This is a genomic window from Nonomuraea sp. NPDC001831 (assembly GCF_042892035.1).
GTDB lineage: Bacteria > Actinomycetota > Actinomycetes > Streptosporangiales > Streptosporangiaceae > Nonomuraea.
Genome location: NZ_JBIATU010000008.1, coordinates 211,033 through 224,005, shown reverse-complemented (window position 1 = coordinate 224,005; position 12,973 = coordinate 211,033). Strand labels below are relative to the sequence as shown.

The window sequence follows — 12,973 nt, the reverse complement described above, 5'->3', positions numbered from 1 at the left end:
CTCACATCGTGATGTCCTCCAGCATCTCCGTCACCAGGGCGGCGATCGGGGAACGCTCGGACCTGGTGAGCGTGACGTGCGCGAAGAGCGGGTGGCCCTTCAGCTTCTCCACCACCGCCACCACGCCGTCGTGCCGGCCGACCCGCAGGTTGTCGCGCTGGGCGACGTCGTGCGTGAGCACCACCCGGGAGTTGGCGCCGATCCGGCTCAGCACCGTGAGCAGCACCCCGCGCTCCAGCGACTGGGCCTCGTCCACGATCACGAACGCGTCGTGCAGCGACCGGCCGCGGATGTGCGTCAGCGGGAGCACCTCCAGCATGCCCCGGTCGAGCACCTCCTCGATCACCTCGGGCGAGGTGATCGCGCCGAGCGTGTCGTAGACCGCCTGCGCCCACGGGCCCATCTTCTCGCCCTCGGTGCCCGGCAGGTAGCCGAGCTCCTGGCCGCCGACGGCGTACAGAGGGCGGAAGACGACCACCTTGCGGTGCTGGCGGCGCTCCAGGACGGCCTCCAGGCCCGCGCAGAGCGCCAGCGCCGACTTGCCGGTGCCGGCCCGGCCGCCCAGCGACACGATGCCGATCTCCGGGTCCATCAGCAGGTCCAGCGCGATGCGCTGCTCGGCCGAGCGGCCGTGCAGGCCGAAGACCTCGCGGTCGCCGCGGACCAGGCGGACGGATTTGTCCGGCGCGACCCTGCCCAGCGCCGATCCCTTGGCCGACAGCAGCCGCAGGCCGGTGTGCGCGGGCAGCTGCCTGCCCTCCTCCAGGTCGACCGTGCCCTTGTCGAACAGCGTCTCGACGTCCTCGGCCGTCACCTGCAGCTCGGCCATCCCGGTCCAGCCGGACTCGACCACCAGCTCGGCGCGGTACTCCTCGGCCGCCAGGCCGATCGAGGCCGCCTTGACCCGCATGGGCAGGTCTTTGGAGACCAGCACGACGTCGCAGCCCTCGGCCGCGAGCGAGCGCGCGACGGTCAGGATGCGCGTGTCGTTGTCGCCCAGGCGGAACCCGACGGGCAGGATGGACGGATCGCTGTGGTTGAGCTCAACCCTGATCGTTCCATCCCCTGTCGGCATCGGCTCGTCTAGCCTGCCGTGCTGAACCCGCAGGTCGTCGAGGTAGCGCAGGGCCTTCCTCGCGAAGTAGCCGAGCTCGGGATGGTGCCGCTTACCTTCCAGCTCCGTGATGACCACGATGGGAAGGACGACGTCATGCTCGGCGAAGCGCGTCAATGCCGCCGGGTCGGCCAGCAGGACCGAGGTGTCGAGCACGTACGTGCGCTTGGCCGGCTGGTGAGTAGGGTTGCTCGAGGACACTGCCACACGTTCTCCCCCGGGCGCCCATAGGTGCGGGCACCCTGCAGACGAGGTGGGAACCGGACCGGACCCGCGTCCCCGACCGCAACCTGCCGGCGGAGCCGGACTCCGGCCCCCCTCGGCAGATGTCGGTGCAAAGGCGGGCCCTCTCCGGGATGCCCGGCCTGTGGCCGGACACTTTCAACGTTACGTCCTGGATACCCGAATGTCGCATCAAGAACCGTAACGCCGGTGTCTCGCAGCGTAATCGCGCAGCGCCCGCAGGAAATCGACCCTGCGGAAGTCCGGCCAGTAAGCCTCGTGGAAGTAGAACTCTGAGTGAGCGCTCTGCCACAACATGAATCCGGACAGACGCTGCTCGCCCGACGTACGGATGAGGAGGTCCGGGTCGGGTTGGCCGCGAGTGTAGAGATGCTCCGCGATGTGTTCGACATCGAGGACCTCGACGAGGTCCTCGATGCTGGCGCCCTTACTCGCATGCTCCTGGAGGAGTGAGCGCACCGCATCGGCAATCTCACGTCTTCCTCCATACCCAACTGCAACGTTCACAATCAGGCCCGGACGGTGTGATGACGCTTCTTTTGCATTTTTCAGGACATTGGCCGTGCGGTCGGGGAGGAGGTCGAGCGCGCCCACCGGGCTGATCCGCCAGCCCTCGGCCACGAGCTCCTGGACCACGTCCTCGATGATGCGCAGCAGCGGCTCCAGCTCCTCGCGCGGCCGGTTGAGGTTGTCGTTGGACAACATCCAGACGGTGACGACCTCGACACCCGTCTCCCGGCACCAGCCGAGCAGCTCCGATATCTTGTCCGCGCCCTTGCGGTGGCCGGTGGCCACGTCGCGCATGCCCATGGCGCGCGCCCAGCGGCGGTTGCCGTCGATGATGACCCCGACATGCCGGGGAACGCTGTCCTTGGACAGCTTGGTCTCCAGCCTGTGTTCGTACAGCCGGTAGACCAGGTCGCGCAGGCCCACGGAGTGCCTCCCCAGCGGTGCTGTGCCTTTGGTCGAATGACCCAACAGGCAATTATCACCGCGTTTCGCCCGTGCCTGCTCCCCCAATGGGATTCCTGGCGAGATCTCTTCCACCGAGGCACCCCTCGGCTTCATGGACCAGTTCGCGGACGAACTCGGACAACTCCGCGGACGTCAGGACGGCCCTCATGCCCACGCCGGTGGCCCCCCACGCCTCGACGTAGGCCCTGCGGGTCAGCCGCCACTGACCCGGCGCGGGCTGCCAGATGGGGATGGTGCGCAGCTGGCAGCGCAGCTCGCCGCCGCCCACCAGCCCCGAGCGGGTGCGGTAGCGGAAGGAGAACAGCTCGCTCTCCGGCTCCTCGTCGGGGAAGCGGTCGTCGGGGTCGTTCCACCGCCGGGCCGCCCCCCTTCCCTGCCGCGCCTCGTCGACCCCGCGCGCCAGGCGCGCGAGCAGCCAGCCGCACCGCTCCCCCACGCTGCCGTACGGCGTGCCGTCGCGATGAAGCTCAAGGGTGATCTCGTACGGCGTGCCGACGGTGTCCGTGCACGCGACGGGCGTGACGGTCAGGTACGATCCATCGACACAGCGTAGTCCCCCCACGCCCTTCCCCGTTTCCGGCCCCAAGTCAGCTAAACCCGTAGAAACCCCTGGCTGTGTCCCCGAGCACCCGGTCCCGGTCGGTTCCGCCGAGCAGCGCGCCGGTGACCTCCCAGACCGTCCGGTAGTCGGCCGCCTGCAGCGCCACCGGCCAGTCGCTGCCGGCCATCAGGCGGTCCGGGCCGAACAGCTCGACGGCGTGCTCCACGTACGGCCGCAGGTCCTCCACCGTCCAGTTCCGGTGGTCGGCCTCGGTGACCAGGCCGGAGACCTTGGCGTACACGTTGGGGAAGCGGGCGGCGCGGGCCAGCCCGCCGGCCCACGGCTCCCACTCGTGGTCCTTGATGCGCGGCTTGGACAGATGGTCGATGACGATCTTCAGGGACGGATGCCGCCCGGCCAGCGTGACCACGTGGTCGAGGTGCCTGGGCAGCAGCGAGACCACGTCGAACGTCAGCCCGGCCGCCGCGAGCAGGCCCAGCGACTCCAGCACCTCGTCGCGGACCAGCCAGTCGGGATCGGGCTCCTCGTGGATCAGGTGCCGGACGCCGCGGAACTTCGGACGGGCCGCGTACCGGGCGATCGCCTCGGCGGCCTCGGCCGGGCGCAGCAGCGGGATCCATCCGACCACCGCGCCGACGAAGTCGTGGGCGTCGGCCAGGGCCAGCAGGGCGTCGGTCTCGGCGCATGAGTCGGCGGCCTGCACCAGCACCGTCCGGTCCACGCCGGCCCGTACCAGCTCGGGGGCCAGGTCGTGCGGCGCGTAGGTCCGGTAGAGCACGCCCGCCTCGGGGGTGAGCCAGGGGTAGTCGCCGGTTTCGAGGTCCCAGAAGTGCTGGTGCGCGTCGACAATCACCCCACAAACCTAGGATGTCTCGATATTTCAGAGCAAGGGGTGCCAGCCATGCCGGCGCCAGCCCGGCGGCTGGTGCCACTCGGTCCAGCCGAAGCCGGTGCCGCCGTCGTCGGACTCCAGCTCGCACAGCGCCCTCGGGAACTCGGCCACCGCCCCGTCGGGCGAGACCAGCGTCACGGGGGCGAACGCGACCGGCCGCACGGTCACCGCGCGGCCCGGGAAGCTCAGCAGCGTCTCCGCCGGGCGGTCGCCGTCGAACCGGGTGCCGGCCGCGAAGCCGTCCGCGTGCTCGATCCCGCCGCCGGGCGGCACCGTGAACGCCGGCCACGGCAGCGGCATGCCCAGGTTGACCTGGGTGCCGTGCAGGTGGGTGCCGTCGGAGAGCCGGCCGCTGCTCCACGTCCAGGACAACGACCACCAGTCCCTGACGCCCCAGCTGTGGTCGCGCTCGCCGTGGCCGTGGAAGGGGCGGCCGTCGACCGTCCCGGTCACCTCGCAGGGGATCTCGTAGCGGGGGGTGAGCTGGTAGCCGTACACGCCGCCGCGGGTGTGCCATTCGAGGTCGAGCGACAGGCCGGGGGCGACCAGGCGCAGCCGCGCGGTGCGCAGGGGGCCGGGCGCGGCCAGGTCGGCCTCGTAGCCGTCGGCGGAGATCGTCAGGCCGGTCGGCGGGGCCTCGTGGTCGGTGATCTCCACCAGGCCGCCGCCGCGCCGGACGAGCCGGGCCCAGAACCAGGTGCGCTTCCAGTTCGGATAGAGCCCGATGCGGACGTATCCGCCCAGTTCGCCGTCGTCGGCGACGAAGTCGAGGTAGTAGGACTCGTTCCACAGCGGGTCGTCGCCCGGCGGGTGGAGCTGCTCGTCCTGCTCGCCGAGGGGCCAGTCGCCCATGTTGACGATGCGCATGCCAGACCGCCTCCCAAGCGCTTGCTACGGGCAAGCCTAGCGGCGATCACGGCGGAACACGAAGAGCAGCCGAGCCCACCCGCGCGGCCTGGCGGTCGGCATGAGACCGCGGGCGCGCAACCAGGCGGCGAAGTCCTCGGCGTCGGCCCGGTACCCGGGCGGCGGGACGGCACGGGCCGCCGCGTAGGCGGCGAACTCCGCGGCCAGGGCGGGCCCGGCGGCACGGGCGGCGTCCGGGCGGAGCCTGGCCACCACGCCGCGCCGCTTGGCGAGCAGGGCGGACGCCTGCACGCGCAGCCGTCCGGCGTCGAAGCCGGCCGGCGGGTCCGCCCCGGCCACCAGGCACGCGACGACCCGCCCCTGCGCCTCCGCCAGCCGCGCCCGCGCCTCCTCACTCACCGCGCCCCCGCGCCGCACCCGCGCCCCGTCACTCACCGCGCCCCCGCGACGCTCCCGCGCCTCCTCACTCACCGAGCCCGCCTACGGTCTCCCTGGGCGCGTCCACGGGCTCCCCGCGCCCGCCCACGGTCTGCGCGGCCGGGGACATGGCGGCCCGGATGCGGGCCAGTTCGCCGGCGAGCGCGGCGTCGCCCGGGTAGTCGTCGTCCCACTCCAGCAGCACCCCGGGCGGCCTGGTCCGGGCGCACAGCTCGGTCAGCAGGCCGAGGACGGCCGGCGGCACGGCGGCGGTGTGCGTGTCGTGCCAGATCCCGTGGTGCTCGTGCCCGCCGGCCACGTGCACGTACGCCAGGTGCTCCAGCGGCAGCGCGTCCAGCGCGTCCACGGCCGACAGGCCCAGGTTGACCTGGGCGGCGTACAGGTTGGCGACGTCCACCAGCAGCCCCACCCCGGTACGCTCCACGACCTCGGCCAGGAAGCCGGCCTCGGTCAGCTCGTCGTCCGGCCAGCCGAAGATCGCCGCCACGTTCTCCAGGGCCAGCGGCACGGGCAGCGCCTCCTGGGCCAGCCGCACGTTCTCCACGACGACCTCCAGCGACTCCCGCGTCCGCGGCACAGGAAGCAGGTGCCCCGCCTCCACGCCGCCGCCGCGGACGAACGCCAGGTGCTCGCTGACCAGCGGCGCGTCCAGGGCCCGCGCGCAGGCCGCGAGGTGGGCGAGCCGGGCTGGGTCCGGCGGCTCGGCGCCGCCGACGCCCAGCGAGACGCCGTGCGGGATCACCGGCACGCCCCTGGCCCGCAGCACGCACAACGACTCGGGCAGGTCGCCGGGGTCGATGTTCTCGGCCACCACCTCGACGAACCCGACGCCCGCCATCCGCTCGATCGTCAGGTCGAGCTCGGGCCGCCACCCGATGCCCACTCCCAGGTCCGGCAGGTCCGGCATGTCAGCTCCCCCCGCAACCGCCCCCGCAGCCGCCGCCTCCGCAGCCGCTTCCGCCGCCGCACCCCGCCGCGCCGCAACCACCGGCGCCGGCGCTGTGCGACTGGTCGCCGCCGCGCCGCCGCCGGGTGGCGACCGTACGGGCCGGGGAGCCGTCGAGGGCGAGGACCAGGTTGGCGTCGTTCAGCTCGCCGAGGCCGTACAGCGCGACGGCCACCGGGCCGGCGGACGTGCCCGGCGGGTGGTCCAGCTTGGCCCGGTCGAGCGCGGCCTGCCCGGAAGCGGTGAGATCGGTGGGGAACGTACGCCGGTGTCCGGCGATGGCGCCCGGCGCGCCCACGACCGTCCCGGCCAGGACGCCGAGCGCGGCCAAGGGGAGCGGCGACGTGCCCTCGACCGCCACCGACAGCGCCTCCACGGCCGCTCCGGCGAGCGCCAGCAGCGCCAGCACCCGTAACCGCACGATCAGCCGGTTCACCTGGGTGAAGGAGCCGGTGGGGTGGACGGCGCCGATCCTGCCCAGCCGGTGCCTGAGCCCGTCCAGGGTTTCACCCTGGCTCACGCGCTCCCTGATCGTGCTCGCCCACGCGCCGGGGTTGCGCTCGACCTCGTCCAGGACGGCGTCCTCGACCGGCTCGCCGGTGCGGCGGGCGCCGGCCACCTGGTGCACCCGCCCGTCGCGGGACACGCGTACGGCCCCTGAGGCCGCCAGCAGCCCGACGGCGGTGTCGGCGACGCGCCTGGCCCCGCCCGCCAGGAAGGCCAGCTCGTAGAGGCCGAGACCGTGCGGCCGGAGCTCGACGGCGGCCGCCCGGATGGCGGCGTGCTCACGCCGGACCGCGAGAGCGGTGACCCCGGCCGCCACGGCCAGCGCCACCGCGAGGATGAGAAGGAACAGATCCATACGCCCTCCCCTCGTGCGGCCCGTCGGGCCGCGTACCGGGAAGACGTATAAGCACGGCATAAAGGTTCCGGGCCATCAGAACGCCCCCGCGCGGTGCGGCGGCCAGCACCGTCGCACCGCGCGCGCCCGCTCAGCCGAGCCGGTCGAGCAGGGCGTCGTACTCGTCCCACAGTTCCTTCGGCAGGTGGTCGCCGAACTTCTCGAAGTGGGCCGGGATCAGGGCCGCCTCCTCGCGCCACACGTCGCGGTCGACCGACAGCAGCGTGCGCAGGTCCTCCTCGGACAGGTCGAGGCCGTCGGTGTCGAGCTCGGCGGGCAGCAGGCCGATCGCCGTGGGGTTCGCCTTGGCCTCGCCGTTGAGGCGGTCGACGATCCACTTGAGCACGCGGCTGTTCTCGCCGAAGCCGGGCCAGATGAACTTGCCCTCGTCGTTCTTCCTGAACCAGTTGACGTAGTAGATGCGCGGCAGCTTCGCGCCCTTGACCCGGCCGATCTCGAGCCAGTGGCCGAAGTAGTCGCCCATGTTGTAGCCGCAGAACGGCAGCATGGCGAACGGGTCGTAGCGCAGCTCGCCCACCTTGCCCTCGGCCGCGGCGGTCTTCTCGGAGGCGACGTTGGCTCCGAGGAAGACGCCGTGCTCCCAGCTCAGCGACTCCGTGACCAGAGGCACGGCGGTGGCGCGGCGGCCGCCGAAGAGGATCGCCGAGATGGGCACGCCCTTGGGGTCCTGCCACTCCGGTGCGATGGTCGGGCACTGGGAGGCGGGGGTGGTGAAGCGGGCGTTCGGGTGGGCGGCGGGCTCGTCGCTGTCGGGCGTCCAGGAGCGGCCCTTCCAGTCGGTCAGGTGCGCCGGGGGCTCCTCGGTGAGCCCCTCCCACCACACGTCGCCGTCGTCGGTCAGGGCGACGTTGGTGAAGATGCTGTTGCCCCAGAGGGTCTTGATCGCGTTGGCGTTGGTCACCTGGCCGGTGCCGGGCGCGACGCCGAAGAAGCCGGCCTCCGGGTTGATGGCGTACAGGCGGCCGTCGTCGCCGAAGCGCATCCAGGCGATGTCGTCGCCGATCGTCTCGACCTTCCAGCCCGGGATCGTGGGCTGGAGCATGGCCAGGTTCGTCTTGCCGCACGCGCTCGGGAAGGCGGCGGCGACGTAGCGGGTCTCGCCGTCGGGCGGCGTGAGCTTGAGGATGAGCATGTGCTCGGCCAGCCAGCCCTCGTCGCGGGCCATGACGCTGGCGATGCGCAGCGCGTAGCACTTCTTGCCGAGCAGCGCGTTGCCGCCGTAGCCCGAGCCGTAGGACCAGATCTCGCGGGTCTCAGGGAAGTGGCTGATGTACTTGGTGGAGCTGCACGGCCAGGCCACGTCGGGCTGGCCCGGCCGCAGCGGGGCCCCGACGGAGTGGACGGCCTTGACGAAGCCGCCGCGCTGCTCGATCAGGCGCAGGGCCCGGTCGCCCATGCGCGTCATGATCCGCATCGACACGGCCACGTACGCGGAGTCGGTGATCTCGACGCCGAGCTGCGAGATCTCGCCGCCGAGCGGCCCCATGCAGAACGGGACGACGTACATGGTGCGGCCGCGCATGCAGCCCGCGAAGAGCTTGGAGAAGGTCTCGCGCATCTGCGCCGGAGCGATCCAGTTGTTGGTCGGGCCCGCGTCCTCCTCGCGCTCCGAGCAGATGTAGGTACGGTCCTCGACCCGCGCCACGTCGCTGGGATCGGACTTGGCGTAGAAGCTGTTCGGGCGCGCGGCGAGCCGGGTGAGCGTGCCCTGCTCGACGAGGAGGTTGGTCAGGCGGGTCCACTCCTCCTCCGAGCCGTCGCACCACTCGATCCGGTCGGGCTGGGTCAGGGCTGCGATCTCGTTCACCCACGCGACCAATTCACGATTGCTCGTCGGCGCGGGCACTTCCACGGAAACGGACACGACTGCGACTCCTCCACTCTCTCAGGGCCCAGTCATCATTAACGACGAAGGCGCATGAAAGCCAATTGGCATAGACCTGTTGGCGCGACCGTCGCCGCAGGCAGCGGCCCTGACGATCCGGGGAGCCTACCCAGGTCTCCGAGATTTAAAAGAGGAATTCGCGGGGGTGGTCCAGGCCAATTCGCGTGGTCTAAACCAATTACCGCAGTGGTTTAGTCCAATTTCCCGAGCCGTTTCCGCCGGTGTTCTCAGGAATTGACGTCGGGGCCCGCGTTGCGCACTCTGTCGACGTGCTGGAGGGCGTCGCGCAGCTCGGCCAGCCAGGTGTCGGTGTTCTTGCCGACCAGGCGCACGCACCAGGCGAGCGCGTCGCTGCGACTCCTGGCCACCCCGGCGGCCACCAGCGTGTCGAGCACCTGACGCTCCGACTGACGCAGACGCGTCATCACGGGCACGGAGAGTGTGGTGAACATCACAGTCTCGCCCCCGCACCGCACGCCCCAGGAGACCTTCTGGCGGAACCGGCGCTCCGCCTCGCGGGCGATCTCGATGCGCCGCTCGCGGGTCTCCTCACGGAACCGGCGGGCCAGCCCCTCGATGAGGGCGAGCCGCTCGGCCTCGGGGGTGTCGGCGGGCGGGTCGGGCAGCGTGCCGAGCACCGCGATCTCCTCGCGGTCACGGACGATCTCGGGGGCCCCGGTGAACCACCCCTCGGGGAGCCGGCCGGTGAACCAGCCGCGGACCTGCGCGCTCACATCGTCTGTTGACATGTAATCACGATTACACAGTTGCGCGCGAAATGCACGAGCCGGACCCCGGATCGTGCAAAGGTTCGTTCAGCGGACGCGGGCGGCCGCGACGGGGCTGACCCGGACGACGCCGGCCAGGTTCCGCGTGCTCAGCGGAGAGATCTTGACGACGTCACCGGTGCGCGGCGCCTGCAGCACCTTCCCGTTGCCCCAGTAGATCGCCACGTGCGAGATGTAACCCGGGTTCGTCGGGTCGTTGCGCCAGAAGATCAGGTCGCCCGGCTGGGCCTGCGCCAGCGGCACCTGCGGCCCGGCCACCCACTGCTGGTGGGTCACCCGCGGCATCCGCACGCCCGCCTGCCCGTACGCCCACTGCACCAGCCCCGAGCAGTCGAACGTGTCGGGCCCCTCGGCCCCCCACACGTACGGCCGGCCCAGCTTGGACACCGCGGCCTTCAACGCCGTCGTGAGCTGTTCCACGGTCATGAACGACCCGGACGGCCAGTTCTTCGGGGTGTCGGCCCTGGGCCGCGGCTGGACGGGGTTGACGGTGGCCACCTGCGTGCCCTTGGGCAGCGCGGCCAGGATGGCCCGGCGCAGCGCGTCGGAGTTCGCGCCGGGGGCGCTGACGATGAGCGCGTTGTCGCGCGGGAGGCGCAGCCGGCGCCCGGTCTCCTTGGACACGACCGCGTCGACGGCGCCGAACCCGGTGGTGGCGTACGCGCCGATGCGCAGCGGCCCGGCCGGCCCGCTCACGCGGCTGTGCAGCGCGAGGCCGCCGTCGTTGCCCAGCACGAACGAGACCGCCACGTCGCCGGAGGCCACGTTCTGCCACAGGGCGTCCGACGACGCCGTCACCTTGGGGGTGTAGGCCCGGAACGTTGACGGGTTCACCGCGAGCGTCTGCACCCGCTTGCCGTCGAGCGAGATGGAGGCCGCGTCGGCCAGCTCGAGGGCCCGTACGCCGCGCAGCCCGGCCACCTTGCGCAGCAGGTCGTCGGTGAACGGCTTGCGGGTGAGCACGAAGAGGTTGGGCTTGCGCAGCTTGCCCAGCGGCGCCACGGGCTGGTCGGCACGGGACCGGGCCATGAGCGTCTGCTTCGGCACCGGCCGCGCTCGCACCACCTCGACCGGCGCCTGCTCCTCCCCCGTCTGGACCAGCACCAGCACGTCGGTGGTGAGCACGGCCACCAGCATGACCACGATGAAGGGGACGAGCCTGGATAAGTCTCGCCGTTTCCGCGTCTTCACCAGGAAGCTGAGATCCTGCGCGATTCCCGGCGAACGCGAAAACGCCGCCGGGCCGACGGGGGCCCGGCGGTCAGGATCTGCGGGGGTCAGTTGCCGATGTACGGCACAGCCTCGAGGATCTCGACGGTGTTCTGGCGGCCGTTGGGCATCGAGTACGTCGCCTTCTCACCGATCTTCTTGCCGTTGATCGCCGAGCCGAGCGGCGACTTGGGCGAGTAGACGTCGATCGGCGCTCCGCTCTCCTCGCGGGAGGCGAGCAGGAAGGTGACCTCGTCGTCGTCGCCGACGAACCGGATCGTCACGGTCATGCCGGGGCCGACCACGCCTTCGGTCTTGGGGGCCTCTCCCACCTTGGCGTTGTCGAGGATCTGGCGGAGGTGGAAGATCCGGGCCTCCATCTTGCCCTGCTCGTCCTTGGCGGCGTGGTAGCCGCCGTTCTCCTTCAGGTCGCCCTCCTCACGGGCGGCCTCGATCTTCTTGGCGATGTCGACGCGCCCGGGGCCAGAGAGATATTCGTACTCCGCCTTCAGGCGGTCGTACGCCTCCTGCGTCAGCCATGTGACGTTCTCATCGCGAGAGTCGGCCACGGGTTCTCCTTGCTTGCCTAGGGGGCCCTGAGATCACTTGAGGATGTGGACGGTTGAATTGCGACAGGCTAACAACTCAACCGACCGGACGCTTCCCCAAATGTCTCACTATACGAGATTGCAGTACTGGATGTGGACGGAAGTGGCCTGACCACTGGTGTCGAGGCTCTCCTTGAGCTGCTTACTACCCTCACCAGCCGGGATTCTTACTTCCTTGCTACCGACTTCCGCGTGGTAGACGTCCAGTGCCCTGATCCGGCAGACGGCCACTCTATCGTCGGGCTTGTACACCTCGAAGGTGATCTCCGCGCGCCCGGGCGCGTCGGCGCTGAACGAGACGACCTGCGCCGGGGCCTCCGAGCCGCCGCCGGCCGTCATCGACCACATCACCCATCCCCAGCCACCCGCGACGATGGCCACCAGCACGCCGATCACGACATGCACGACCAGCCGGCCGCCTCTCCTGGGACGGTCGGGGAAGTCGTCGGGTGTGCCGAGAACGGGTCCGTTCCCGACATCTTCGGTGACCATGGCGGAATCTCCCTGCACTCCCTGAGCGTTATCCGAGACAATTGTCGCCCGCGGGGGGCGTGCCCTCGCGACCGCCCAGCAGAAACTAACCTCTCTGGACGAGTGACCGGTCCTCCACCGAGGAGACCCTGTGAGGAGAACGCGCCCGTGAGTGCACCCCTGAGGTTGATGGCAGTCCACGCCCACCCCGACGACGAGTCGAGCAAGGGCGCCGCCACGATGGCGCGTTACGTGCGCGAAGGCGTGGAAGTGCTGGTCTGTACCCTCACGGGCGGTGAGCGGGGTTCCGTGCTCAACCCGAAGATGGACCGGCCCGAGATCGTGGCCAACATCGGCGAGGTGCGCAGGGCCGAGATGGAGCGGGCCCGCGAGATCCTCGGGGTCCAGCAGCGTTTCATGGGCTTTGTCGACTCCGGCCTGCCGGAGAGCGAGGAGGAGGAGCTGCCCGAGGGCTGCTTCGCGCTGCAGAAGCTTGAGGACGCCTCGGCCCCGCTGGTGGCCGCCGTGCGCGAGTTCCGCCCGCACGTGATCATCACGTACGACGACGACGGCGGCTACCCGCACCCCGACCACATCATGACCAACAAGGTCTCCGTCGAGGCGTTCGAGGCGGCCGGCGACCCCGACCGCTACCCCGGCACCGGCGACCCGTGGCAGCCGATGAAGCTCTACTACCAGATGGGCTTCACCAAGGAGCGCTTCGAGGCGCTGCACGAGGCCATGACCGAGCGCGGCCTCGGCTCCCCGTACTCCGACTGGATCTCCCGCTGGGAGGACCGGCCCGCCAAGTGGCCGGTGACGACGCGGGTGCCGTGCGGCGAGTACTTCCAGATCCGCGACGAGGCGCTGCTCGCGCACGCCACCCAGGTCGACCCCGACGGCTTCTGGTTCGTCTGCCCGCGCGAGCTGCAGCAGGAGATCTGGCCGACCGAGGACTACCACCTGGCGCGCTCGCTCGTCGACACCGAGCTGCCCGAGGACGACCTGTTCGCCGGCATCCACGCCGAGGACGTCTCACCCGCCTGCCACTGA

14 protein-coding genes are annotated in these 12,973 nt (G+C 71.0%); 1 reads left to right on the top strand and 13 read right to left on the bottom strand.

Annotation, left to right across the window (positions count from 1 at the left end):
• Position 1: 1 nt before the first annotated feature.
• The 13 genes from ACFYYW_RS26340 to ACFYYW_RS26280 form a co-directional block, all read right to left on the bottom strand.
• Positions 2–1,321 (bottom strand): PhoH family protein, encoded by a 1,320-nt coding sequence (locus ACFYYW_RS26340; RefSeq protein WP_387652362.1) that lies wholly within the window; start codon positions 1,319–1,321, stop codon positions 2–4.
• A 207-nt stretch (positions 1,322–1,528) separates the two neighbouring features.
• A complete protein-coding gene (locus ACFYYW_RS26335) occupies positions 1,529–2,290 on the bottom strand; it encodes an isoprenyl transferase (RefSeq protein ID WP_352323268.1) in 762 nt (253 codons plus the stop codon).
• A 55-nt stretch (positions 2,291–2,345) separates the two neighbouring features.
• On the bottom strand, positions 2,346–2,894 hold the full coding sequence (locus ACFYYW_RS26330; RefSeq protein WP_352323267.1) for a hypothetical protein: 549 nt from the start codon (positions 2,892–2,894) through the stop codon (positions 2,346–2,348).
• Positions 2,895–2,919: 25 nt separating this feature from the next.
• On the bottom strand, positions 2,920–3,747 hold the full coding sequence (locus tag ACFYYW_RS26325; protein ID WP_387652359.1) for an amidohydrolase family protein: 828 nt from the start codon (positions 3,745–3,747) through the stop codon (positions 2,920–2,922).
• Positions 3,748–3,774: 27 nt separating this feature from the next.
• On the bottom strand, positions 3,775–4,653 hold the full coding sequence (locus tag ACFYYW_RS26320) for a hypothetical protein (RefSeq protein ID WP_387652357.1): 879 nt from the start codon (positions 4,651–4,653) through the stop codon (positions 3,775–3,777).
• Between the two features lie 36 nt (positions 4,654–4,689).
• Entirely contained in the window at positions 4,690–5,088 is a 399-nt protein-coding gene (locus tag ACFYYW_RS26315) for a hypothetical protein (RefSeq protein ID WP_387652355.1), read from the bottom strand.
• A gap of 28 nt (positions 5,089–5,116) precedes the next feature.
• The gene (locus ACFYYW_RS26310) at positions 5,117–5,998 is read right to left on the bottom strand and encodes a DUF692 family multinuclear iron-containing protein (protein ID WP_387652353.1); all 882 of its coding nucleotides are present in this window, start codon (positions 5,996–5,998) and stop codon (positions 5,117–5,119) included.
• 1 nt (position 5,999) lies between these two features.
• Positions 6,000–6,899: a TIGR04222 domain-containing membrane protein gene (locus tag ACFYYW_RS26305; protein WP_387652351.1), complete on the bottom strand. Its 900-nt coding sequence runs from the start codon at positions 6,897–6,899 to the stop codon at positions 6,000–6,002.
• A 130-nt stretch (positions 6,900–7,029) separates the two neighbouring features.
• Positions 7,030–8,823, bottom strand: a complete 1,794-nt coding sequence (locus tag ACFYYW_RS26300) for a phosphoenolpyruvate carboxykinase (GTP) (protein ID WP_387652349.1) — start codon at positions 8,821–8,823, stop codon at positions 7,030–7,032.
• 248 nt (positions 8,824–9,071) lie between these two features.
• Positions 9,072–9,593 (bottom strand): hypothetical protein, encoded by a 522-nt coding sequence (locus ACFYYW_RS26295; protein ID WP_364414557.1) that lies wholly within the window; start codon positions 9,591–9,593, stop codon positions 9,072–9,074.
• 66 nt (positions 9,594–9,659) lie between these two features.
• Positions 9,660–10,823 carry a C40 family peptidase gene (locus ACFYYW_RS26290; RefSeq protein ID WP_364414555.1) on the bottom strand — a complete coding sequence of 388 codons (1,164 nt, stop codon included), beginning with the start codon at positions 10,821–10,823 and terminating at the stop codon, positions 9,660–9,662.
• An 86-nt stretch (positions 10,824–10,909) separates the two neighbouring features.
• Positions 10,910–11,410, bottom strand: coding sequence for a transcription elongation factor GreA (greA, locus tag ACFYYW_RS26285; RefSeq protein WP_352323258.1), 501 nt, complete (start codon positions 11,408–11,410; stop codon positions 10,910–10,912).
• Positions 11,411–11,518: 108 nt separating this feature from the next.
• On the bottom strand, positions 11,519–11,941 hold the full coding sequence (locus ACFYYW_RS26280; RefSeq protein WP_352323257.1) for a DUF4307 domain-containing protein: 423 nt from the start codon (positions 11,939–11,941) through the stop codon (positions 11,519–11,521).
• Between the two features lie 147 nt (positions 11,942–12,088).
• Here ACFYYW_RS26280 and mca point away from each other — a divergent pair, with 147 nt between their 5' ends.
• Complete coding sequence (mca, locus tag ACFYYW_RS26275) at positions 12,089–12,973, top strand: mycothiol conjugate amidase Mca (protein ID WP_352323256.1); 885 nt, start codon at positions 12,089–12,091, stop codon at positions 12,971–12,973.